This is a genomic window from Salinibacterium sp. G-O1 (assembly GCF_030063305.1).
Lineage (GTDB): Bacteria > Actinomycetota > Actinomycetes > Actinomycetales > Microbacteriaceae > Rhodoglobus.
In genome coordinates this window covers 935,562-958,319 of the sequence record NZ_JASISV010000001.1, presented here as the reverse complement: position 1 = coordinate 958,319, position 22,758 = coordinate 935,562, and the positions used below count along the sequence as shown (strand labels likewise).

The following is a 22,758-nucleotide window of genomic DNA, read 5'->3' as shown; positions in this document are numbered from 1 at the left end:
TCGATTTTGTAATGAAAGAGGGATGGGATGTTCGACCCTGTGCTCCTCACAACTTTCGTCGCCGTCGCCGAGACTCTCAACTTCACGCAGGCCGGTGCCCGCCTCGGACTGAGCCAGCCCACGGTCAGCCAGCACATCCGCAAACTGGAACAGTCGGCAGGCCGCAACCTCGTCAACCGCGACACCAGGGTCGTGTCACTGACCGACAACGGGGACGCGATGCTCGGTTTCGCCCGCACGATCCTCGCCGCCCACGACCAGGCCTCGCACTACTTCACCGGTTCGGCGATGCGGGGGCGGCTCAGGTTCGGCTCGGCAGACGACCTCGCGCTCACCCAGCTGCCGGGCATCCTGCGCGATTTCAGGCAGCTATACCCGGCGATCAACCTCGAGCTGACCGTCAATCAGAGTCCGGCGCTGGTGCGCAGGCTGCAGTCGGGCCAGCTCGATCTCGTGTTCATCAAGCAGGATCCGGGAACGCAGGAAGGCCGGCTCGTGCGTCGCGACCGGATGGTGTGGGTCGGCCACCGCAGCGTCACGATCGATCCGGCCCTGCCCGTCCCGGTGATCGCGTACCAGGCGCCGAGCATCAGCCGGAACTACGCGCTGAACTCGCTGCAGAAAATCGGACGTACCTGGCGGATCACCTGCAATGTGCGGGAGGTCAACGGGGTGCTCGCGGCCGTGCGCGCCGGAATCGGGGTCGCCGTATTCCCGCAGTCGCTCATCCCCGCCGATCTGACGCAGGTGTCAGCCGCGCACGGGCTGCCCGACCTCGGCGATATCGACTTCGCGCTGCTCGACAACCCGGGCAGCAACCGGGAGCCCGTCGAGGCTCTGAGCGCGGCCATCATGAGCCGGCCGGTGCAATAGCTCCTCGCCATGACGCCAGCAGTTGCGCCTCATCGAAGAGCCGCTCTGGCCGAATGATCGCGTCGTCAGAGACGTAGAAGAAGACGGCATCGATGAGCGACGGGTCTATCCCCTTGAAGCGCGCGTAAGCGAGCCGGTACAGCGCGAGCTGCAGCTGCTTCTGCTCCAGATCTTTCGCATCGCTCGGCGCCTTTCCGGTCTTCCAGTCGACGATCTCGAATCGACCATCGTCGGTGGCGTACACGGCATCGATCTTGCAGATGACGATGCGTGCGTCGAACGGGAGGTGAATCTCGATCTCGACATCGACGGGCCTCAGCGCCGCCCAGCGGGACTTCTCGAAGATGCCCTTCAGTCGCTCGAGTTCAACCAGATCGAGGTCGTCGCCCTGCTGCTCGAAGTCCAGCTCGCTCAGCGAGGCATCCACCAGCTCTGACGGCGAGGAAGCCCCGTAGCGCGCCTCCACCCAACCGTGAAAACGGGTGCCGAGTCTCGTCGCCCGATACGGCTTCTCGGGCATCGGTCGCCGCAGGGCCCTCGCGACACCCGAGGGGTCCGTGACGAAATCCTTGAATCTGGATGCCGGAATCCGCTCCGGCAGGGGAACGACCGCCGCCGACCGTGCTGCAGCGTCCCTCTCGGCCAGCAGCAGGTCGAGATCGTGCTGCCAGACGCCCGCCGGGCGAGGATTCTCGGCCTCAGCCGTCACGAGCGCCGCCGCCCGCTCGACCACGCGACGCCGGTTGCCCAGCGGGTCGAGCGGCCACTGCTCGATCTCGGCCTCCCCCATCAACGGGTTGTCTTCGAAGGCACTTTCGGTGGGCAGCTCGTCGATCAGCCCGGCGCGGGCCAGCTCGGCGAGGAACGCCCCCGGTGGCCGCGGCTTACCCTGGCCGCCCCAGAACGCCCCGGTCAGCAGCAGCGAATCCTGCGCCCTGGTGACGGCGACGTAGCCGAGCCTGCGCTCCTCTGCCTGGTGGCGCGCGGCCAGCTCCGACTTGAAGATCTTGAGCGCGGCGTCGAACTCGGCCTGGTTCTCGAGGGCCTGCCAGTCGAGCCTGGGCAGCTCGCGCGCATCCCCCCTGAACTCGAAGGGGAGCTGACCGACCCTTATCCAGCCGGTGCCCTCCCGCGATGCGGCTGGTAACTCGTCGGCTGTCATCCTCGGAACGGCGACGACCTCCCATTCGAGGCCTTTCGCGCCGTGGATCGTGAGCAGCTGCACCGTGCCACGTTCTGCATCCTCGCTGCGCGGGCCCATGGTGTCGTCGCGCTCGGCGCGCGCGAGCCAGCCGAGGAAGGCGCCGAGGGTGGCCTGCTCATCCGCCGCGAGGAAGCCAGCCAGCTCGTCGCGGAACGCGTAAAGGTTGGCAGCGCCGAGGCCCGACGACTCGTTGGCGATCACCTCGATGTCGAGCATGAGTTCCTGCTCGATCAGACGCACCAGGTCGGGCAGCGCGAGCCCCACGCGTGAGCGGAAGAACGCGAGCTGCCGGGCGGCGGCGCGAAGCCGCTCGAGCCCGAGCTCGCTGAATCCCGCGAGCTGACCGTGACCGGCAGGCGCCTCCCCCACGAAATCGAGGGCGTCGACGATTGAACGGCCGTCGTCGATCGCGACGGAGTCGCGCATCCGCTGCTTCACCTCATCGCTCAACGCCCCCTGCGACCAGTGCCGCGAGTGCAGCCAGCCCGCGACGGCGGCGAGCGCCTTGAGGTCGTGTGGCCCGATCGCCCAACGAGCGCCGGAGAGCAACCGGATGAGTTCTGACCCGGCCGTCGGGTCGTGAATGACCCTGAGCGCGCTGACCAGGTCAACGATCTCCGGGGTCGACAACAGCCCGCCGAGCCCGAGGATGTGGTGCGGAATCCTGAGCTCCTCCAGCGCGCGCGCGAACAACCCCATGTGTCGTCGCTGGCGGAACAGGATGGCGGCAGTCTTGGGCAGCCCGTGCTCGGCGGGCCTGGCGAGTTCGGCCTTCAGCCACTGTGCGACGGCACGGGACTCCTGCACGATGTCGTCGAAGTACGCGCCCGTGAGGGTCCCGGTGGGAGCGGCCGGGCGCGGTCGCAGCGACTCGACCGTGACGGGCGACGCAGCACTCAGGGGTGCGACGAGAAGGTTTGCCGCGTCGAGAATCGTGGTGGCGTTGCGCCAGCTCGTCGACAACGCGTACTCGCTGGCGTCGCCGAAGTCGGCGGCGAATCGCGCGAGGTTCGCGGCACTCGCGCCGCGCCATCCATAGATCGACTGGTGGGGGTCGCCGACAGCCATCACCCCGTGGCCGCCGAACAGAGACGAGAGCAACTCGGTCTGAACGACGCTGGTGTCTTGATATTCATCGAGCAGGACGACCCGGTACCGGTCTCGGTAGGCCTGCACCGTTGCGGGTGAGCGCCGGCAGATCGCCAGCGCGAGCGCGACCTGATCGCTGAATTCGAGAAGACCGCGACGCCGTTTCTCGAGGGCGTACTGCTCGGCGAGCTGCAGCAGCGGGCCGAGGGCAGCGATGTCGGAGACCGCTTTCGTCACGCTCGCGTACGGGCTCGTCTTCGGCTTGCCGTTCGTGAAAGGCAGCTCCCCGATGGCCACGAATCGCTCGGCGTAGCTGTCGACGGCGGAGGCGTCAGCAACGTTGTCGCTGAGCTGGTGGCTGAGGTCGATCACCTTCTCGGTAATGAGATCGATGCTGCTGCCCAGCGTTACGAGCCTGTCGTCGGTGCTCTGCATGACAACGTGCCGCGCGAGCTGCCACGACGAGGCGTCATTAAGCAGCGCTGACTCGGGTTCGCGACCAATCAGCAGCGCATTGTCGCGGAACAGGGCGCTGGCGAACGAGTTGTACGTCGACACCGTGGGCTGGTCGAACTCCGCCTGCTCCAGGTCGCGGCTGGGCGCGCTCAACAGGTCGGGCCGCTGGGACTGCACGAGGCGCAGTTGCGTGATGCGCCTCGCAATCCGATCTGCGAGCCCGCCCGCGGCCTTCCTCGTAAACGTGAGGCCCAGCACCTGGTCGGGCGACACGAGATTGTTGGCGAGCAGCCACACGACCCGGTTCGCCATCGTCTCGGTCTTGCCGCTGCCCGCCCCCGCCACGACCAGCGCCGGGGTCAGCGGAGCCTCTATGACGGCCTGCTGCTGCACCGTCGGTTCGGGCAGCCCGAGCAGGTGCGCCAGTTCCAGCGACGAGACGGTCATGAGCTCACCGCCTGCACGACGTGGATCTTGCAGCGACCGTAGCTCCACGGGTCGAGGCAGTGTGAGCCCAGCTGTGCGACGAAAACGGCCCCGGCCATGCCGACAGAGTCGTCGATCACCCGACCGCGGAACGCCTCGAGCTGCTCGGCCGTGAAGGCCTTTTGGTGGGGGGCCGCGTAGTCGGCGCCGCGCGCGCCCTTCGACACGATCACGAGCTTCGCTCCCCCGTTCGTTAGCCCTTCGGGCACAGACTCGATGGCGCCAGAGGCGAACGCCAGCTGGTACGCACCGAGTTGCGCGTGTTCGAGCACCGCGTCGTCGCTCGTCGGGTCGTTCTTGCCGGTCTTGAGATCCACGATCACGGCTGTGCCATCGGGGTAGGCCTCCACCCTGTCGATCTTTCCCCTCAGGGTGGCGCGACCGACCTGCAGTTCGAAGGAGCCCTCCCGGTTCACCACCGACCCGCCCGCCGCATCGAAGTCGCGCAAATAGGCCGAGAGGCGCGTGGTGAGGTTGCGCGCTCGCGCCTTCTCGACCTCGGAATGCCAGCTCGCCTCGAAGCTGAGTTCGCCCCAGCGCTCCTGCACCGCGGCAAAGAGCGCCTCCGGAGAAATGTCCGTCGCCGTCTCCGCGACCGAATGGATGAGCGTTCCGAGGTTGGCCGCAACGCTCGACGATCCGCCGCCCACCTCGTCGATGAGCCAGTGCAGCCCGCAGGACTCGAAGGCTTCCATGCGCGACGGCGACACGCGCACGGTCACGTCTGGGTCGTCGAGGTTCACGAGCGGCGCGGTCGAACTGGGCTCAGCCAATCCGTACCACTGGCTCGGATGCGCGCCGGGAACGCCCTCGGCAGCGAGCCTGGCGATTCCGGATGCCGCCTCCGCCGAGCCCGTCGACGTCAGCTCGCGGCGCATCCGTCCGACCATCCCCCTCAGGCTGAGCGGATGCCGTGGGAGCCCCACGACAGTGCCCTCGGGCACCAGCCGCAGGAACGGAGACGGGAGGTTGTCGTCGCCCGCGACGGCGGTGACCACAACCTCGGTGCGGGCTCGCGATACGGCCTGAGCGAACATCCGAAGCTCGTCGTGCATCACGTCCAGCCGCTTGTCGAGCGTCGTGGGATCGCCCCCTGCCACCACGATCGGCAGGTCCTGGGAGCCCAGCAGCGACCCCCGGATACGCATGTTCGGCCAGACGTTCTCTTGCATGCCTGCGACCACCACCACGTCAAACTCCCGGCCGACGACGGCCGATGGCGTTCCCACCGTGACGGAATCGAGGATGGCCCGGGCGGCAAGGGTGTCTTCGGCGACGTCGGCCGAGCGCCACGAATCGAGGAACACCGCTGCCGGCACATCCGGCGTTCGCTCGACGAACCTCTTGGCGGCCGAGAACAGAGCAACGACAGCGTCCAGGTGGCGGTTCGCCTCTTCAGCGACGATGCCGGATCCGAGCGCCTGGTCGAACCAGGTCTTTGCAAGACCGGTGCGCTGCCAGGCTCCCCACAGCAGTTCCTCGATGCTCTCGCCCGCAAGCGCAGCAGCCGCGGTGGCATGCAGGTTCGTGGCGACGGCCTGCGCCGCCCTGCCGACCCTGGTGTCAACCGTCACCAGACCCACCGGGTGCTGCAGTGCTTCGACGACCAGGTCGTCGGCGCCACGATCTCCGCCGCCGGCAAGCTCCTCATGCCGCAGGGCTGCCTTCAGCCGACGCAGCGACACCGCGTCGAGCCTGCCCACCGCACCGCCAAGCAGGTCGAGCGCAGCGGCGGAGTCGAGCACCCGGCCCGACGACATCCCTGCGATTCCGAGCGACAGCTCCAACAACAGGATGAGCCCCTCCACCGCGTATTCGTCACGCACCGCGGCGCGAGCGCTCGACACGCTGGTCGTCACCTCCAGGGCACGCAACTCGCGCGCCAGCGATGGCACCAGGCTGCCGGAGCGCACGACGACAGCCATCTCCGACCACGCGACTCCGTCGAGCAGGTGACGTTCGCGCAGTCGTCGGGCGATGAACGCCACCTCTTCTGCAGGTGATCCGAGCCGGAACGCCGCTACAGCGCCGGTTGCGGCGCCCGCGGTCGCCTGCCGCTGCGCTCCGGCGGCGGCCGCACCAATACGCCCCGTGATGCCAGCCACAACGTCGCGCACCTGCTCGCCGTGCCGGTGCACGTCGCTGAGGTACAGCGACACCACGGGCCGACCGAGGGCGGCGCCGAGGCGGCCCAGCAGGTCGGGCTGCGCCCCACGAAAACCGCCGGTGGTGACATCCGGATCGCCGAAAGCGATCACGGAAACTCCCCGCCCGACGAGCGCACGCAACAGCGTCACGGTGGATTCGGTCGACTCCTGCGCGTCGTCGACGATGACGAGTCGAAGCCCGTCGATGGTGAGCGGCGCCCCCTCGCGGATGATCGCCGCGGCCTCGCGGATGAGTTCGGTCGAGTCGAAATGACCACCGCGATAGCTGGCCTTCACCTGGTCGTAGACGGTGATGAAGTGGGATGCGGCCACCCATTCGTCGCGGCCGTGCGCTCGCCCGAGGGAGGCCAGCGCAGCCGGGCTCACTCCGTATTCCACGGCGCGCATCATGAGGTCGCGCAGCTCAGTTCTGAACCCGCGAAGCCGACGAACCTCAGCGTCGAGGTGGGCTGGCCATGCCGTGTCTGTTCCGTCTTCGATCTCACCGGCGAGCAGTTCGGCGATGATCTGGTCTTGCTCAGCGCCCGTCAGCAGCGTCGGCGCAGGGCCACCGGCCAGGGCTGCAGCATCCCGCACGACCTCGAAGGCCAGCGAGTTTGCCGTGCGCGCCATCGGGCCGGGGGTCGGCACACCGAGACGCTGGGCGAGTCGGTCGCGCAGCAGGGTTGCACTTGCGCGACTCGGGCTCAGGATGACGATCTCGCCGGGCGACCAGCCGCGCGTGAGCACGCGATCGGCGACGAGCTCGATCATGGTCGAGGTTTTTCCGCTACCGGGAGCGCCGATCACGGCGGCGCAGGCGTCATCCGGCAGGTCGATGACGGCCCGCTGGGACGGGTCGGGGGAGATGGACCTGAGGCGATCGTTTACGCCATCGCGCTCGAAGTTCGCCATGGCACCACGGTAGCGGGATGCGCTGACAGTGAACGGCGCCGAACGCCCCTCCCGTTGTGTCGTACCCTGTGATCGTGGACATTCGCATCGGCATCGCCAACAGCCCCCGTGAGATCAGTTTCGAGTCGTCGCAGACGTCGAGTGAGGTCGAGAAGACGGTTTCGACAGCTCTCGACTCTGGCGCAAAATTCATCAAACTGACCGACTCCAAGTCGAACGTGTACCTGGTTCCCACCGAGTCCCTCGCCTACCTCGAGATCGGCTCAGAAGAGTCGCGTCGCGTCGGCTTCGTCGCGTAACGATCGATGGAACTGCTTTTCGTCATCGTGATTAGCGCCTGCATTGGCGCGATCGTGCGGTACAGCACGCCGAAGCGGCGCACCTACGGAGCGTTCCTGCTGCCAGCAGTGGCCGCCGCGGTCTCAGCCGTGGTGTGGGTCGCCCTCCTGTGGGCAGGGCTCACCTTCGACGGCACCTGGATCTGGGTAGCCACCATCGGCGCCGCCACGATCGCGTCACTGGTTGTCGCCATGGTCCTGCCTCGCAAGCGCATCGAATCGGATGCCGCGAAGCTCGCCCAGCTAGCACCGCGCTGATTCAACTCAGGCGGTCAGGCCGAGCGCATCCATTCGGCGGGTGTGAGCCGCAATCAGCTCGGTGAACACCGGCTCGATTCTGGCCTCGTCCGAGATGTGGTCTTCGGTGTACTGGAGCGCAGACCGCGCCAGCAACATCGTGTCGCCCACGAGGCGCCTCCCCCACATCGCCAGCCGTGCCGACAGGCGGGGGTTCTCGTCGATTGCCGACGTCAACAGGCCGGCCAGAAGGGACTCCCCCGACTCGCTCGTGAAGATCCCGGCGATGCGCCGCCCGTTGTCGTCGCCGAGCCCCCGGGCGAGCCGGGCAAAAAAGTCATCGAGGAAGCCAGCGGTCAGGTAGCACGCCACAACCGTCTCGAACCAGTCGGCTCCGCGGGTGTCACGCTCGAAGTCGTCGACAGCCTTCGTGAAAGGCTGCATCACCTCGGCAGGGCTTTTGCCGGACCGCTCAATCTCGTCGACGAGGCGCCGGTGCTTGGCGAGCGACAGCTCTGCTGCGCGCCCGATGGCGGTCTTGCCCACCGTCGACGGCGCGGTCGACAGCGCTCTGGAGAGATTCTCGAACAGCATCAGTTGCACGTAGGCCGCGCGGCCGAGGAAGCCCATCAGGTCGGGCGTCAACTCCACGAGCTCGACCTTGGTGGTGGCCTGGTCGAGTCCGCGGGCGCGCAACCGGGGAGCGTCGATCTTTCGAGGGGCACGCGAGAACCGTGATAACCAATTAGCCACGAGGTCAGCTTAATGCCCACCAAAACGGGATATTCGCGGGCGGCACGCTAAACTGGGCCCATACCTCCCATTCTGGCGGAGGTCCTGCGCCCCAGGACTGAACGGGCGTACCTCGTTACCTGTTAGGCACACAACTACATTGACTTTCGCAGAATTGAATATCGACCAGGACATGGTCGACGCACTTGCCACCAAGGGCATCCTCGAACCCTTCCCCATCCAGAGCCAGACGATCCCCATGGGACTCGCCGGCCAGGACATAATCGGACAGGCCAAGACCGGAACGGGTAAGACCCTCGGATTCGGGCTGCCCCTGCTCCAGTCACTCGGAACCGACCCCGAGCCCGGCGTCAAGGCGCTGGTGGTCGTACCCACACGCGAGCTGTGCGTGCAGGTTGCCGAAGACCTCGTGCTCGCGGCATCCAATCGCAGCACCAAGGTCGCGGCCATCTACGGCGGCAAGGCCTACGAAGGTCAGGTCGAAGAGCTGAAGGCCGGCGCGCAGGTTGTCGTCGGCACGCCCGGCCGCCTGCTCGACCTTGCGTCGCAGCGACTGCTGTCACTGAAAGACGTCAAAGTCATGGTGCTCGACGAGGCCGACAAGATGCTCGACCTCGGGTTCCTCAGCGACATCGAGAAGCTGTTCGCCCAGACCAGCCCGACCCGCCACACCATGCTGTTCTCGGCGACGATGCCCGGCCCGATCGTGGCCCTCGCGCGCCGCTTCATGAACAAGCCGATCCACATCCGCGCCACAGACCCCAACGAGGGCCTGACGCAGGCGAACATCAAGCACATCGTCTACCGCGCTCACAACCTCGACAAAGACGAGGTCATCGCCCGCATCCTGCAGTCCGAGGGTCGCGGCAAGACCGTCGTGTTCACGCGCACCAAGCGCGCAGCAGCCAAGCTGGTCGAAGAGCTGAATGACCGCGGCTTCAACGCCGCCGCCGTTCACGGTGACCTCAACCAGGAGCAGCGCGAGCGCGCCATGGCCGCGTTCAAGGCCGGCAAGAAAGACATCCTGATTGCTACGGATGTCGCGGCTCGAGGCATCGACGTCAACGACGTCACCCACGTCATCAACCACACCATCCCTGACGATCACGACACCTACCTGCACCGCGCCGGCCGAACCGGCCGCGCCGGCAAGACGGGAATCGCCGTGACGTTCGTCGACTGGGACGACATGCACAAGTGGTCGCTCATCAACCGCGCGCTCGACATGGGCATCCCGGAGCCGACCGAGACGTATTCGTCGAGCCCCCACCTCTTCACCGACCTCGACATCCCCGAGGGCACGAAGGGTCGCCTGCCCGGCGCTCCTCCCGCCCGCGCCCGCGACGCTGCGCCGTCGTCGGCCAGGAACGACGGCCGTCCGCCGCGCTCCGGTGACCGTGGTGGTCGCCCGGCGCAGGGTTCGGGCTCACGCCCGCCGCGCCAGCACTCCGGCGATGCCGTTCGTGACAGCGCGGCCGGTGGCGGCACGCACGACGGCGCCGCGCCATCACGTCGCAGCCGCACGCGCACGCGCCGTGGTGGCGCTGCAGGCGCACCCGGCCACACTCCTCCCGCGAGCTAGTCGAGCCACGGCCGCTCCTCGCCCGAGCTGCGCCAAATGCACGTCTCCGGCATCCGGGAGCCTGCATTTGCCGCAGTTCGCGGCCGGGACCGCCCAGAAGCGCGCGCTAGCCGCGGTGCGGTGTCGAGCCCGTGGCTCGGGCGATGATCCGCTCCAGCACCTCCGGCGCCGTGGTGTTCTCCGCGAGCCGGTTCGGTTTTCCTTCGCCGTGGTAGTCGCTCGACCCCGTGATCTCGAGGCCGAACTTTTTGGCGATCTTCAGCAGCCAGACCTTGCCATCATCGGTGTTGTCGCGATGATGCACCTCGAGGCCGAACAGCCCGTTGTCGACGAGTTCGCGGATGATCGAGTCATCCATCGACCGGTACTTGCCGTGGGATGCCGGATGCGCGAGCACGGGCACTCCCCCGGCGGCCACGATCATCCGAACCCCTTCGAGCGGGGATGGCGCGTAATACTTCTCGTAGTAGCCGCCCTGCCAGTGCAGGATGCTCTCGAATGCGGCGCTGCGGTGCGGCACGTGTCCCTTGCGCACGAGCGCGTCTGCGATGTGCGGGCGTCCGAGCGTCGTGCCGTCCTGAGATTCGGCCAGCACGTCATCCCAGGTCAGGTCGTAGTCAGCGGCGATCTTCTGCACGATCTTCTCGGCCCTGCGAAGTCGCCCGTCGCGGATGCGCGCGGTCTCGGAGATGATGCCGGCATCGAGCGGATCGAACAGGTACGCCAGGATGTGAACACTCGCCGCACCGAAGTTTGTGCTCAGCTCCATGCCGGGAATGACCGTCACACCGGTTCCGGATGCCGCGGCAAACGCCTCCTGCCACCCCGCCGTGGAATCGTGGTCGGTGATGGCCATCGTGCCGAGGCCGGCCGTCGAGGCGGCCCGCACCAACTGCGTCGGAGTCTCGGTGCCATCAGATACCGCGCTGTGGGTGTGAAGGTCGATGGGTCGGTCGGACATTCTCAAAGCCTATTGGCATAGGCTCGGCCCGCCATGTTTCGTCGAATCCTTGCTGCCATAGTCATCGTGGCGACAGCCCTCGCGCTGCTCGTCGTCGCCTGGCCGCAGCTATTCGGGGTTGCGCAGCTCCCGATCCTTGCGCAGCTCGTGTCGCTGCGGGCGGTCTCGACGAGCGTGGGGCTGGGCGTCGTGGCGTTACTGGCGGTCGTTGCGCTTTTCGTGGCGGCGGCCAGGCGGTTCGCGGGATCCATGGCGTTGATTGTGCTGGTCTTCTGCCTCATCAACCTGGCTGTGCTGTCTGCCCGTGGTTTCGGTGACACGACCTTTGCTGAGGCGACAGACCGCGACGTGACGGTGCTCAGCTGGAACACGCTCGGCGACCGCCCCGGGGCAGACACCATCGCGCAACTGGCCATCGAGTCCGGGGCAGACATCGTGGTGTTGCCCGAGACCTCCCGAGATGCAGGCGAGGCGGTGGCGAGTCTGATGGGCGACGCCGGGCTGACGATGGCCGCGCACACCGTGTCGTATGACGAGATCTCGAAGGCACGCTCGACGACGTTGCTGATCAGCAGCACACTCGGCGAATACCTTGTGGATGAGCTGGCCGAGACCACGACGGTGCTGCCGTCCGTGGTGGCCCGACCAGCGGGAGGAACCGGCCCGACGATCATCGCCGTGCATGTGGTCGCTCCCATCGAGCGCGAGATGGCGAACTGGCGCGAAGACCTGCAGTGGATAAAGGGCGCGTGCGCCGGCGGTGACGTGATCATGGTCGGCGACTTCAACTCCACCCTCGATCACTTCGCTGGGCTTGGCACGACGTCAGGTGCCGCGGTCGGTGAGTGCTTCGACGCCGCGGTCACCACCGACAATGCCGCGGTCGGCACCTGGCCCGCCAACTTTCCCGCGCTGCTCGGCGCGCCGATCGATCACGTGATGTCGACGCCTAATTGGCTGGCAACGGGGATGCGCGTGGTGGAGGCCCAGGACGATTCGGGCAGCGACCACCGACCGATTGTCGCCCAACTCACACCAGCGGGCTGACCGGGTGGAGAATGGAGGGATGGCCGACTCCACTCAATCCACCCCAGCCCCGCGAGCAACCTCCAACCGGTCGACAACGCCGGTGTCGTCGAGTTTCACCAACTACATCTCGTCACAGTGGGCAGATCGACCCGCTGAGACCCCGGCGCCCCGGGAGCAGTCCGCGTTCGCCGCCGAACGCCGCGCCCGCATCTCGGCTCTGCATCCCGGCAAGCGATTGGTCATCCCGGCTGGCGCCGCCAAGGTGCGCTCGAACGACTGCGACTACCCGTACCGTGCCCACTCGGCTTTCGCCCACCTGACCGGCTGGGGATCAGACTCGGTCGCCGGCAGTGTGCTCGTGATGGAGCCCTCCGCGGCCGGCCACACCGCCACGCTGTACTTCCGTGAGGCCGCCGGTCGCGACACCAACGAGTTCTACGCCAACTCCGACGTCGGCGAGTTCTGGACCGGCCCACGCCCCTCCCTCGCGCATGTCTCAGCCGACCTCGGCCTCGCCACTGCGGGCCTGCCCCTCCTCTCGGCGGTGCTGGACAGTGTGGATGCCGCGACTCTCGTCGTCCGCGATGCCGACCGCGACGTGACCGACCAGATCGACGGCCGCAGGCTGCTCGCCGCCGACAGCGAATCGCTCGAGACGGATGGCGACACCGAACTTGCCCGTGACCTGAGCGAGCTGCGCCTCGTCAAAGACGCCTTCGAGATCGCCGAGATGCGCGCCGCCGTCGCCGCCACACAGCTCGGATTCGACGACGTTATCGCCGACCTGCCGCAGGTGATTGCCCACAACAGGGGCGAACGCCTGGTGGAGGGCACGTTCAACCGACGTGCACGCGCCGAGGGCAACACCGTCGGCTACGACACGATCGCGGCATCCGGGCCCCACGCCTGCGTGCTGCACTGGACGCGTAACGACGGAGCCGTCGTACCGGGTGACCTGATTCTCATCGACGCGGGCATCGAGCTCGACAGCTACTACACGGCAGATATCACCCGCACGCTTCCGGTCAACGGCACGTTCACCGAGGTGCAGCGCCGCATCTACGACGCTGTGCTCGAAGCGGCCGATGCCGCGTTCGCGATCGTGAAGCCAGGGCTGACCTTCCGCGACATCCACGCGGAGGCGATGAAGGTCATCGCAGCGAAAACCGCGGAGTGGGGCCTGCTGCCGGTCAGCGCCGAGGTCTCGCTTGAGCCGGACAACCAGTTTCACCGCCGCTACATGGTGCACGGCACATCCCACCACCTGGGCATCGACGTTCACGACTGTGCCGCCGCTCGCCGCGAGCTCTACCTCGACGGCGTGCTCGAAGCAGGCATGGTGTTCACGATCGAGCCCGGCCTCTACTTCCAGCCAGACGACCTGAGCGTGCCGGAAGAGTACCGCGGCATCGGTGTGCGCATCGAGGACGACATTCTCGTCACAGAGTCGGGCGCCGAGAACCTCTCTGTGGGCATCCCCCGCACCGCGGATGACGTGGAGGCGTGGTTGCGCGGTGGAGCTTAGGTAACCGCGCCAGCGGTTACGCGACCCCAGCGCCGAGGGAGCCTGCGACCGAGGACTACACGTCTGCGGGGTTCTCCTGCAGGGCCTGCTGGGCCTTCGCCGTCAGCTCGGGGTCGATGATGATCTGGTAGTTCGACGCGAGCACCTGGTGGGTCGAGGTGAAATCCCGGCGGCGGCGGCTGATCGTGTACGTGACGATGCTGAAGATCATCCCGAAGCCCGCGCCGATCAGCAGCGCGGCTCCGACGATCCCGAACGTTTCGGAGCTCGGCGGGGTGAACAGGGTCAGGATGAGGCCCAGGAACAGTCCCAGCCATGCTCCGGATGCCGCGCCCGCAAGTGCGGCACGGCCATAGGTCTGCTTGCCGGTGACGCGCTCAACGGTTTTGAGGTCGTTGCCGACGATCGAGAGCTTGGCCACGGTGAAGTCGGCCTTAGACAGGCGATCGACAACGGATTGCGCCTCAAGGTAGGTGTCGTATGTGCCCAGAATGTCGCCCCGGGGAATGCTGGGAAGGGATGGGCCACGCCTGCCGAACATGCTCTGGTTGGTCACCCGGCCATTGTGCCACGCAGCGGTAGGGTTTTACCGTGAGCACGTCGAGAGTATTCGCCGCCCGCCTGGTCGGGTGCTCCGTTTTCGACCCCAACGGCGACAAGGTCGGCAAGGTCCGCGACGTCATGGTCGTGTACCGCTCGCAGGGCACCCCCCGGGTCGTCGGCATGGTGCTCGAGGTGCCGGGCAAGCGACGTGTCTTCCTGTCGATCGGCCGGATCACCAGCATCGGTTCAGGGCAGATCATCACGACCGGCCTCATCAACCTTCGCCGCTTCGAACAGCGCGGCGGCGAGGTGAGCGTGATGGCCGAACTCCTCGGGCGCAAGGTGCGCCTCCGGGACGGCTCGGGCGAGGCCACAATCGAGGACATCGCGATCGAGGAGACCGGGCTCGGCGAGTGGGAGGTCACGCAGGCCTTCCTGCGCCGCCCCAAGACGACCACGTTCACCAAGGGCGCCACGATCTTCATCGGGTGGCCCGACCTCATCGAAGACGACTATTCCGGCGAATCGCAGTCGGCCACCCAGCTTGTCGCCAGCTACGCAGACATGCTCCCCGCCGACCTGGCCAGCGCCATGCTCGACCTGCCAGAGCAACGCATGCTCGAGGTCGCTGACGAACTCTCCGACGACCGCCTCGCCGACGTACTCGAAGAGATGCCGGAAAACGAGCAGGTCGACATCATGAACCGGCTCAACGACGATCGTGCCGCCGACGTGCTCGACCAGATGCAGCCAGACGATGCCGCCGACCTGATCGCCCACCTTAGCGACGAGCGCGGCGAGATGCTGCTCGACCTCATGGAGCCCGAAGAGGCCGAAGACGTACGTTTTCTGCTCTCGTACGCGCCAGACACCGCCGGTGGCCTGATGACGACGGAGCCGATCATCGTCTCGGCGGATGCGACGGTGGCCGAGGGTCTGGCCCTGATCCGTCGCCACGAGCTCGCGCCGGCCCTCGGCGCCGCGATCTGCGTAACGCTTCCGCCGTACGAGCCGCCGACCGGCCGGTTCCTCGGCATGGTGCACTTCCAGCGGATGCTGCGCTACCCGCCCAACGAGCAACTGGGCACCCTCGTGGACTCCACACTCGAGCCCGTGCACTCCGGCACGAGTGCGGCGGAGGTCTCGCGCATCCTCGCCAGCTACAACCTGGTCTCCGTGCCAGTGATCGACGACAATCACCGACTCGTCGGGGTGGTGACCATTGACGATGTGCTCGACTATCTCCTGCCGGACGACTGGCGAAGTTCGACGAATGAAACCCAGGAACCCGCAGTTTTCACCAACACCTCGACCGCATCAGTAACGCTGAGAAAACCAAGATCAGGCAGGAGGGCACCCCGTGGCTCGCGACCGTAGCTCCCGCAGATCAGACTCGCGACTGGACTCCCCGCGTGGCCTTCGCGGCACCCCTTCGCTGTTCCAGAGCCGGGATCGCTTCGGCCGGTTCACCGAATCGATCGCCCGCGGCATGGGCACCCCATGGTTCCTGTTCGGGCTGTCGATCTTCGTCATCCTCTGGATGATTTACAACACGCTCGCCCCTGAGGGCATCCGGTTCGACTCGGCCGCGATCGGCTTCACCGCGCTGACGCTGATCCTGTCGCTGCAGGCCTCATACGCCGCGCCGCTCATCCTGCTGGCTCAGAACCGGCAGGATGACCGCGACCGCGTGCAGATCGAGCAGGACCGGCAGCGTGCCGAACGCAACCTCAACGACACCGAATACCTCGCTCGCGAAGTCGTCGCCCTGCGCCTGGCGATGAAAGACCTGGCGTCGAAAGACTTCATCCGGTCGGAGCTGAGGTCGCTGCTCGAGGAGCTTGACGAGAAGAAATCCAGTGATTGACGAGGCTCTCGTCGCCAACCACGTTTTTCTCAACCTGCGCAACGTCATCGACCCGGAGATCCGGCGACCGGTCACCGAGCTCGACATGATCGGGGGCGTCTCCGTTGACGCCGACGGCGTGGCATCCATCGATCTGAAACTGACGATCGTCGGATGCCCGGCCGCCACCAGCATCGAACGCGACGTTCACGACGCCGCCGTCGGTACTGACGGCGTGACCAGCGCGCGGGTGAACGTCAGCGTGATGAGCCCGGCGGAGCGCGAGGCCCTCACCGCGAAGCTGCGGGGTGGGCGGCCTAAGGCCATGCAGTTCGGCCCGGATTCGCTGACCCGCATCTATGCGATCACGAGCGGCAAGGGTGGCGTCGGCAAGTCGACACTCACCGCCAACCTCGCGGTGGCCATCGCCGAACGCGGCCTGCGGGTGGGTCTCGTCGACGCGGATGTGTTCGGATTCTCGATCCCAGGGCTGCTCGGCATCGCGGGCTCCAAGCCGACCCAGGTGGGCGAGATGATCCTGCCGCCCGTCGCCCACGGCGTGAAGGTGATCTCGATCGGCATGTTCGTCGACGACCACACGGCCGTGTCGTGGCGGGGACCGATGCTGCACCGCACCATCCAGCAGTTTCTGACCGACGTGTTCTTCGGCGACCTGGACGTGCTGCTTCTCGACCTGCCACCCGGCACCGGCGACATCGCCATCTCGCTCGGACAACTCCTGCCGCAGGCCGAGGTAATCGTCGTCACGACGCCACAGGCGGCGGCCGCCGAAGTGGCCGAGCGCAGCGGGCTGGTCGCGCGCCAGACCGGGCAGACCGTGATCGGGGTCATCGAGAACATGGCGGGGCTTGCGCAACCCGACGGCACCATCCTGGAGCTCTTCGGTTCCGGTGGCGGGGTGGATGCCGCGGCTCGACTCACGACGCCGGAACAGCCGGTGCCCGTGCTCGGGTCGGTGCCGCTCAGCCTCGCGTTGCGCGAGGGCGGGGATTCGGGCGTGCCGGTCGTTCTGGCGCAGCCCGACGACCCCGCGGCCACGGTCATCCGCAGCATCGCTGAGACGCTGTCGACCCGCTCCCGCGGTCTGGCGGGCCGCAAGCTCGGCCTCAGCCCCCGCTGAGGTTCGACGCATCAAAAAACGCCCCGGCCGGATGGCCGAGGCGTTTGGGTACCGGAAGTGCCGGCTCGCGAATTAGACGCGACGGGTAGGCATGCGACGGTAGCCGTCGCGCAGGGTTACCACGAAGGTGCCGGAGATGGCCACGACGATGGCTGCTGCTGTGATGAGGATTTCGTAAGTCATATGACTATTACACCCGTCGATACCTTTTAGAACAAGATGATCCTCCTTAGGTAACCGTGTAGCGTAGCTTCATGGACATTCGTCGACTCGAACTGCTGCGAGAGCTGGCGGACCGCGGCAGCATCACCGCCGTCGCCCTCGCCACGCACCGCACAACATCGGCAGTTTCTCAGCAGCTCAAGATCCTCGAACGCGAGGCGGGAGTTCCCCTCACCGAACGCTCGGGCCGCGGTGTCGCCCTCACCTCAGCGGGCCGCGCCCTCGCGAGGACGGCAACGGATGTCGCGACCGCCATCGAGCGCGCTGAAGCCCTGTGGGCCGACTTCCGTTCGCTGCCCCAGGGTGAAGTCACCCTCACCATCTTTCCGACGGCCGGGCAGATGTTCTTGCCCGGGCTACTCACGCGCGTCGCTGAACTTCCTGGGCTGGCTCTGATCTGCAGCGACCTCGACACCTTCGTCAAAGACATCGCCGATCTCACCGCAGATTTCGACATTGTGATCGCGGATGCGCCCGGCGCGCTTCCCGCCTGGACCGAGCGCGGGCTCACGGTCGTGCCGCTCATGCGCGAACCCCTCGACATCGCCCTGCCGGATGGTCACCCACTCGGCGCGAAGAAGTCGCTCACTCCCGCCGATGTCATCGACCAGGACTGGATAGGCGTCCCCTCCGACCTTCCGTTCGACCGCATCCTGAGAGGCATCGAGGCCTCAAACGCCACGCCCGCGCATGTCACCCAGCGCATCGCCGACAACCGCATCGTCGAGACGCTCGTAGCGGCCGGACACGGCATCGCCATCCTCCCCCGCTACAGCACCCGTGATCGCCAGAACGGCCTCATCACGCGCCCGCTCGTGGGCGTTCGGGCATCACGGCTTATCAGCGCGCTCGTGCGCCCCGACCGGGCGCAGCGTCCGTCGGTTCGAGCGGTCATCGCTGCGCTGCAGGCGGAGGCCTCCGAGTTCGAGAAGCAGCACCAGTCCTGAGCGCCCGTGGACCGCTACTCGAAGGTGCGGGCGATCAGCTCGGTGAGCAGCCTTTCGGTGACGGGCGCAGGCAGTGCCGTGATGAGGGCGAGGAACGGCGCCATCTTCTCGGGAAGCCCCGAGCCATCCATCGACACGAGGCCGACGTCGACGAGCACGCGCAGGGCGGTCTCCGAATCGTGAGTCTCGCCGAGGGTGTCGGCGAGTCCCTCAGGCAGCGAGGCCAGCGCATCCTCCGTCGACACCGGCGGCACCCCGCGGACGTCGGATGCTGCGGCCATGAGTGCCTCGGCGAGTCCGGCCATCACGCCCTCGGTGACCGGCGTGACCGTGATGTGGGTGGTGTGGGGCAGGGTAACGCCAAAACTCTGGCTGAGTCCCGGCTGCAGCTGCAGCAGCCACCCAAGCGACCGCACCTGGTCGGCCCAGTGGTGCGGGTCGACCCTGCGGTCTTCGGGAACATTCTCGTCTGTCGCGATGGCGAGCAGCGGACCGACCGGCGACCCGACCACCCGCAGCCCCTCGATGAAGTCGATGAGCTCAATGAGGAACGCGGTCGATCGAGCGCAGGATGCCGCGAGCTCGGCGAGCCCGTCGCGACCCAGTGCCCGCGTGATGGCCCATCCGGCGGCGAGCGCCCCCGCCGACTTCGAGCCGAGCATCGTCGGGTTGACGACCGGATACCCGGGCCACCGTGTTGTGGCGAAGTACTGTGCCCGCTGGCGGTCGCGACCACGCGTCAGCAGAACCGATATGCCCTTGGGGGCATATCCGAACTTGTGTAGGTCAGCGCTCATGCTGGTCACGCCATGTACCCGGAAGTCCCACGGTTCGAGGTCGCCCCAGAACGGCAGCACCCAGCCACCAATGCAGGCGTCGACGTGGCAGTCGATGCCCTGCTCGTGCGCCGCATCCGCAATCTTCGCGATCGGGTCGATGGCAGCATGCGGGTAGCTCGGCGCTGACACGACGACGAGGGCGACATCGGGCCCCATACGTTCGATCATGACATCGGCATCGACGACTCCGTCAGACAGCACGGGCACGAGGTCGAGTTCGAGGCCGAAGTAGTGTGCGGATTTGTGGAACGCCGCGTGCACCGTGACGGGGGCGAGCAGCCTCGGCTTTCCCTCGCCCGGCCAGTTGTCTCTCGCCGTCTTGACGGCGAGCAGGCAGCTCTCCGTGCCGCCCGTGGTGACGCTCCCCACAACGTCGTCGTCGCCATTCAGCAGATCGCGCGCGAACGCGACGACCTCGCGCTCCATGACGGCAACGGAGGTGAACGTGGTGGGATCGAGGCCGTTGACCGGCTGCACCATGCGGATGGCTGACGCCGCCAACTCGTCGAGCTCGGCCACGCCGGAGTCGTACACGTAGGAGAGCACACGGCCACCGTGGGTGGGAGCGTCCGCGTCTCTCAGCTTGCCGAGAGTTGCGAGGATGTCTGATGGCTGTTCCTGGAAATTCACGGGGTGGTCCTTTCTTGCAGCCGGTCGATGTCTGCCTTGCGTAGCGGGTAGCGGGAAAACGACCACAGCGATGCCGCGACAATTACTGCTGGCACCACGCTGAAGCTCAGCACGATACCCGCGATTGCGCTAGGGGGTTGCGAAACAACCTGATTCCCGACCGATTCCAGATAGCCGGATGCTGCAAGCACGACGGTGAGCGCGGTGGCGCCCAGCGCCATGCCTGTGGTCTCCCCCGCGGTCCACACTCCACCGAATGTTCCTGCCGTGCCCGCTCCGTTCGCCTGTGCGTCGTGCGAGATCACGTCGGGCAACATCGACATCGGCAGGGATTGCATGCCCGCGTATGCTGCGCCCGCGAGCGCGACGGGCGCGTAGATCCACTCGCCGGGCATCCACACCTGCAGCACCATCAGCAGCGCTGCGACGGCGAACAGCAGCGATGCCAGCCGGAATGCGCGTTCTTTGCCGACGCGCGCCGCGACGAGCGCCCACACCGGCGCGAAGATCACGGCGGGCGCGATCAGGGCGACGAACAGGATCGTGACCCCGGTTCCCAGCACCCACACCGCTACGTATTGTGCGCCCGCGAGCATCATCCCGGTGGCCAGGCCCTGCAGCAGGAAGGTGAACAGGAGCGCGCGGAACGGCTGGCTGCGCTTGAGAGCGGCGATTCCGGCCCGGTACGTGTCGAGGATGGAGACCCGGCCAACCTCGGCCGTGAGACCGAGGGGGGCGACGAAACTGGAGATGAGCAGCCCGAGACCGATGACGACGCCGGCGACGATGGCCATCACGAGGTAGCCGGTGTGCTCGTCGGCGAAGGAGTCCCTGATCTCTGGGGCACCGGCGCCGAACAGCAGGATCGCAATGGTCAGCACGACGACCCGCGCGGAGATGAGCTTGGTTCGCTGGTCGTATCCGTCTGCGAGCTCCGCCGGGAGCGCGATGTACGGCACCTGGAACAGACTGAAGGCGGTGGCCGTAATAAGGAAGGCGATGAGCACCCAGAGGCCGGATGCGAACGGGCCGATCCCCGCCGGCACGGCGAAGGTGAGGATGAAGAACACCGGCAACGCGATTGCGCCGAGCACCATGAATGGCCTCCTCGACCCCCGCGCCGCCAGGCTGCGGTCGCTGTGGGCGCCGATCACGGGGTCGATGATGACGTCCCAGATCTTCGCCACCGTCACGAGGATTCCGGCGCCGAGAGCAGCGATACCGAGAGTGTCGGTCAGATAGAAGACCAAAACGAGCCCGGGCAGGGTGGCGAATCCGCCGGTGCCAAGCGAGCCGATGGCGTATGTAGCGATGGTTCTTCGGGTGAGAACCCGCTCCGGTGCGGTCATTTTCGTAATTGTAGTGACCGAGGTGACCATAGGCGCTCTGCCATGCCGCAAGCGTAGGCTGGCGCCATGCCCGCACTGTCGCGAACAAGCACGAGCCGAACGATCCCGATCAGCGACGCCAGGACGGCCCAACTGGTTGCCGACCTAACAGCCACCAGCGGCACGACCGCCGACGTCATCGCGCCGTTCACCGGCACGGTGCTGCACGCCCTGCCGCTGTCACACGCCAGCGACGTCGCGGATGCCACTGCCGCCGCCCACGTCGCCCAGACATTCTGGCGTTCCGCCGGCTTCGCCTACCGCCGCGCCGTGCTGCTGAAGGCACACGATCTGCTGTTGGAGCGCACGAGCGAGCTGCTCGACATCCTGCAAACCGAGAGCGGCAAGACGCGCGGGCAGGCCTACGAGGAGGTGTTCGAGGGGGCATCAGTGACCCGGTACTACGCGCTGTCTGCGCGCAGCGTGCTGAGGACGCGCCGCCACCGGGCGGGCATCCCGATCGTCATGCAGACCCGTGTGAGCTACAAGCCAAAGGGCGTCGTCGGGGTCATCACCCCGTGGAACTACCCGATCGCGCTGTCGATCATGGATGTAGTTCCTGCCCTCGCCGCTGGTAACGGCATAGTGCAGAAGGCCGATAACCAGGGGGCGTTGTCGATTCTCGCCTCCCGCAGGGCGTTCATCGACGCCGGAGTTCCCGAGGCCCTGTGGGCGGTCGTGGCCGGCGACGGTGCCGAGATCGGCAATGCCGTGGTGGACGCGGCCGACTACGTCTGCTTCACCGGATCGACCGCGACCGGTACGAAAGTCGGCGAGCGCGCCGCGTCAACGCTCACCGGAGCGTCACTCGAACTCGGGGGAAAGAACCCGCTGATCGTGCTCGACGACGTCGATCCGGTCGAGATCGCCGCCAGCGCCGCATACGCCGTCTTCTCGTCGATGGGCCAGCTCTGCATGTCCTCCGAGCGCATCTTCGTCGTCGAATCGGTGGCGGCCGACTTCACGCGCGCGTTCACAGAGCGCACGAAGGGTCTTCGTCAGGGCGCTGCCCTCAACTTCACCACCGACGTCGGCTCGCTCACGTCGGCCGCCCAGCTCGAACGCGTGACCAGGCATGTGGATGACGCCGTCGCCAAGGGAGCCACCGTGCTTGCCGGGGGCAGGGCTCGCCCCGACCTCGGCCCGTTCTTCTTCGAACCGACGGTGCTGACCGACGTCACCGCCAACATGGAGTGCTTCGCCCATGAAACGTTCGGGCCCGTCGTCGCCATCACCGTCGTGGGTGATGAGGCCGAGGCGATTGCGGCAGCAAACGACACCGACTTCGGGCTCAACGCGTCAGTCTTCACGGGCTCGCGCGCGAGGGGACGACGCGTGGCCGATCTCCTCGACGCCGGCAGCGTCAACATCAACGAGGGCTACCGCGCGTCGTTCTCGAGCACGGACGCGCCCATGGGCGGCATGAAGCGCTCGGGGATGGGTCGGCGCAACGGAACCGAAGGTCTGTTGCGATTCGTCGAGGCGCGCACCGTTTCCGAGTCGACGGGCATCCTGAACCTGCCGCGCACGGGCACCGAATTCGAGTCAATGGTCGGGATGATGACGACCACCCTGAAGGTGCTGAAGGCGCTGCGACGGCGCTAGTG

At 66.9% G+C, this 22,758-nt stretch carries 18 protein-coding genes; 11 read left to right on the top strand and 7 right to left on the bottom strand.

Features of this window, described 5'->3' with window-relative positions; genetic code table 11:
• The first annotated feature begins 27 nt into the window (after positions 1 to 27).
• The gene (locus QMG83_RS04685) at positions 28 to 873 is read left to right on the top strand and encodes a LysR substrate-binding domain-containing protein (RefSeq protein ID WP_283504174.1); all 846 of its coding nucleotides are present in this window, start codon (positions 28 to 30) and stop codon (positions 871 to 873) included.
• On the opposite strand, the gene QMG83_RS04680 is transcribed toward QMG83_RS04685, so the two are convergent.
• Entirely contained in the window at positions 851 to 4,069 is a 3,219-nt protein-coding gene (locus QMG83_RS04680) for an ATP-dependent helicase (RefSeq protein WP_283504173.1), read from the bottom strand. The genes QMG83_RS04685 and QMG83_RS04680 overlap by 23 nt on opposite strands.
• Positions 4,066 to 7,170 (bottom strand): ATP-dependent helicase, encoded by a 3,105-nt coding sequence (locus QMG83_RS04675; protein WP_283504172.1) that lies wholly within the window; start codon positions 7,168 to 7,170, stop codon positions 4,066 to 4,068. Before QMG83_RS04675 ends, QMG83_RS04680 begins: the two co-directional genes overlap by 4 nt.
• Positions 7,171 to 7,244: 74 nt before the next feature.
• Here QMG83_RS04675 and QMG83_RS04670 point away from each other — a divergent pair, with 74 nt between their 5' ends.
• The gene (locus QMG83_RS04670; RefSeq protein WP_283504171.1) at positions 7,245 to 7,469 is read left to right on the top strand and encodes a DUF3107 domain-containing protein; all 225 of its coding nucleotides are present in this window, start codon (positions 7,245 to 7,247) and stop codon (positions 7,467 to 7,469) included.
• A gap of 6 nt (positions 7,470 to 7,475) precedes the next feature.
• Positions 7,476 to 7,766, top strand: coding sequence for a hypothetical protein (locus tag QMG83_RS04665; protein ID WP_283504170.1), 291 nt, complete (start codon positions 7,476 to 7,478; stop codon positions 7,764 to 7,766).
• Between the two features lie 6 nt (positions 7,767 to 7,772).
• Here QMG83_RS04665 and QMG83_RS04660 read toward each other — a convergent pair whose 3' ends face one another.
• On the bottom strand, positions 7,773 to 8,498 hold the full coding sequence (locus tag QMG83_RS04660) for a ferritin-like fold-containing protein (protein WP_283504169.1): 726 nt from the start codon (positions 8,496 to 8,498) through the stop codon (positions 7,773 to 7,775).
• 139 nt (positions 8,499 to 8,637) lie between these two features.
• Between QMG83_RS04660 and QMG83_RS04655 the strand changes: the two genes are divergently transcribed.
• The gene (locus QMG83_RS04655) at positions 8,638 to 10,080 is read left to right on the top strand and encodes a DEAD/DEAH box helicase (RefSeq protein ID WP_283504168.1); all 1,443 of its coding nucleotides are present in this window, start codon (positions 8,638 to 8,640) and stop codon (positions 10,078 to 10,080) included.
• A gap of 106 nt (positions 10,081 to 10,186) precedes the next feature.
• Here the strand turns inward: QMG83_RS04655 and QMG83_RS04650 are convergent, their stop codons facing one another.
• Positions 10,187 to 11,041, bottom strand: a complete 855-nt coding sequence (locus tag QMG83_RS04650) for a PHP domain-containing protein (RefSeq protein WP_283504167.1) — start codon at positions 11,039 to 11,041, stop codon at positions 10,187 to 10,189.
• A gap of 33 nt (positions 11,042 to 11,074) precedes the next feature.
• Between QMG83_RS04650 and QMG83_RS04645 the strand changes: the two genes are divergently transcribed.
• Together QMG83_RS04645 and QMG83_RS04640 are read left to right on the top strand one after the other, a co-directional pair.
• A complete protein-coding gene (locus tag QMG83_RS04645; protein WP_283504166.1) occupies positions 11,075 to 12,088 on the top strand; it encodes an endonuclease/exonuclease/phosphatase family protein in 1,014 nt (337 codons plus the stop codon).
• Positions 12,089 to 12,107: 19 nt separating this feature from the next.
• Positions 12,108 to 13,595, top strand: a complete 1,488-nt coding sequence (locus tag QMG83_RS04640; RefSeq protein ID WP_283504165.1) for an aminopeptidase P family protein — start codon at positions 12,108 to 12,110, stop codon at positions 13,593 to 13,595.
• Between the two features lie 55 nt (positions 13,596 to 13,650).
• On the opposite strand, the gene QMG83_RS04635 is transcribed toward QMG83_RS04640, so the two are convergent.
• Positions 13,651 to 14,151 (bottom strand): YflT domain-containing protein, encoded by a 501-nt coding sequence (locus QMG83_RS04635; protein WP_283504164.1) that lies wholly within the window; start codon positions 14,149 to 14,151, stop codon positions 13,651 to 13,653.
• 35 nt (positions 14,152 to 14,186) lie between these two features.
• Between QMG83_RS04635 and QMG83_RS04630 the strand changes: the two genes are divergently transcribed.
• The 4 genes from QMG83_RS04630 (at position 14,187) to QMG83_RS04615 (ending at position 18,294) form a co-directional block, all read left to right on the top strand.
• Positions 14,187 to 15,515 carry a magnesium transporter MgtE N-terminal domain-containing protein gene (locus QMG83_RS04630; protein ID WP_283504163.1) on the top strand — a complete coding sequence of 443 codons (1,329 nt, stop codon included), beginning with the start codon at positions 14,187 to 14,189 and terminating at the stop codon, positions 15,513 to 15,515.
• Complete coding sequence (locus QMG83_RS04625) at positions 15,499 to 16,005, top strand: DUF1003 domain-containing protein (RefSeq protein WP_283504162.1); 507 nt, start codon at positions 15,499 to 15,501, stop codon at positions 16,003 to 16,005. The genes QMG83_RS04630 and QMG83_RS04625 overlap by 17 nt, the downstream gene beginning before the upstream one ends.
• Entirely contained in the window at positions 15,998 to 17,125 is a 1,128-nt protein-coding gene (locus tag QMG83_RS04620; RefSeq protein ID WP_283504161.1) for an Mrp/NBP35 family ATP-binding protein, read from the top strand. Before QMG83_RS04625 ends, QMG83_RS04620 begins: the two co-directional genes overlap by 8 nt.
• A 254-nt stretch (positions 17,126 to 17,379) precedes the next feature.
• Positions 17,380 to 18,294, top strand: coding sequence for a LysR family transcriptional regulator (locus tag QMG83_RS04615; protein ID WP_283504160.1), 915 nt, complete (start codon positions 17,380 to 17,382; stop codon positions 18,292 to 18,294).
• 14 nt (positions 18,295 to 18,308) lie between these two features.
• On the opposite strand, the gene QMG83_RS04610 is transcribed toward QMG83_RS04615, so the two are convergent.
• Together QMG83_RS04610 and QMG83_RS04605 are read right to left on the bottom strand one after the other, a co-directional pair.
• Positions 18,309 to 19,763 carry a pyridoxal phosphate-dependent decarboxylase family protein gene (locus tag QMG83_RS04610; RefSeq protein WP_283504159.1) on the bottom strand — a complete coding sequence of 485 codons (1,455 nt, stop codon included), beginning with the start codon at positions 19,761 to 19,763 and terminating at the stop codon, positions 18,309 to 18,311.
• On the bottom strand, positions 19,760 to 21,112 hold the full coding sequence (locus QMG83_RS04605) for an MFS transporter (RefSeq protein ID WP_283504158.1): 1,353 nt from the start codon (positions 21,110 to 21,112) through the stop codon (positions 19,760 to 19,762). The genes QMG83_RS04610 and QMG83_RS04605 overlap by 4 nt, the downstream gene beginning before the upstream one ends.
• A 66-nt stretch (positions 21,113 to 21,178) precedes the next feature.
• Between QMG83_RS04605 and QMG83_RS04600 the strand changes: the two genes are divergently transcribed.
• The gene (locus QMG83_RS04600) at positions 21,179 to 22,756 is read left to right on the top strand and encodes a succinic semialdehyde dehydrogenase (RefSeq protein ID WP_283504157.1); all 1,578 of its coding nucleotides are present in this window, start codon (positions 21,179 to 21,181) and stop codon (positions 22,754 to 22,756) included.
• The last annotated feature ends 2 nt before the right edge of the window (positions 22,757 to 22,758 follow it).

What these genes read in the sequence shown, in the direction of transcription:
- QMG83_RS04685 (WP_283504174.1), top strand. Translation starts at nt 28, where the DNA reads ATGTTCGACCCTGTGCTCCTCACAACTTTCGTCGCCGTCGCCGAGACT.
- QMG83_RS04680 (WP_283504173.1), bottom strand. Translation starts at nt 4,069, where the DNA reads ATGACCGTCTCGTCGCTGGAACTGGCGCACCTGCTCGGGCTGCCCGAA.
- QMG83_RS04675 (WP_283504172.1), bottom strand. Translation starts at nt 7,170, where the DNA reads ATGGCGAACTTCGAGCGCGATGGCGTAAACGATCGCCTCAGGTCCATC.
- QMG83_RS04665 (WP_283504170.1), top strand. Translation starts at nt 7,476, where the DNA reads ATGGAACTGCTTTTCGTCATCGTGATTAGCGCCTGCATTGGCGCGATC.
- QMG83_RS04650 (WP_283504167.1), bottom strand. Translation starts at nt 11,041, where the DNA reads ATGTCCGACCGACCCATCGACCTTCACACCCACAGCGCGGTATCTGAT.
- QMG83_RS04645 (WP_283504166.1), top strand. Translation starts at nt 11,075, where the DNA reads ATGTTTCGTCGAATCCTTGCTGCCATAGTCATCGTGGCGACAGCCCTC.
- QMG83_RS04640 (WP_283504165.1), top strand. Translation starts at nt 12,108, where the DNA reads ATGGCCGACTCCACTCAATCCACCCCAGCCCCGCGAGCAACCTCCAAC.
- QMG83_RS04615 (WP_283504160.1), top strand. Translation starts at nt 17,380, where the DNA reads ATGGACATTCGTCGACTCGAACTGCTGCGAGAGCTGGCGGACCGCGGC.
- QMG83_RS04605 (WP_283504158.1), bottom strand. Translation starts at nt 21,112, where the DNA reads ATGACCGCACCGGAGCGGGTTCTCACCCGAAGAACCATCGCTACATAC.
- QMG83_RS04600 (WP_283504157.1), top strand. Translation starts at nt 21,179, where the DNA reads ATGCCCGCACTGTCGCGAACAAGCACGAGCCGAACGATCCCGATCAGC.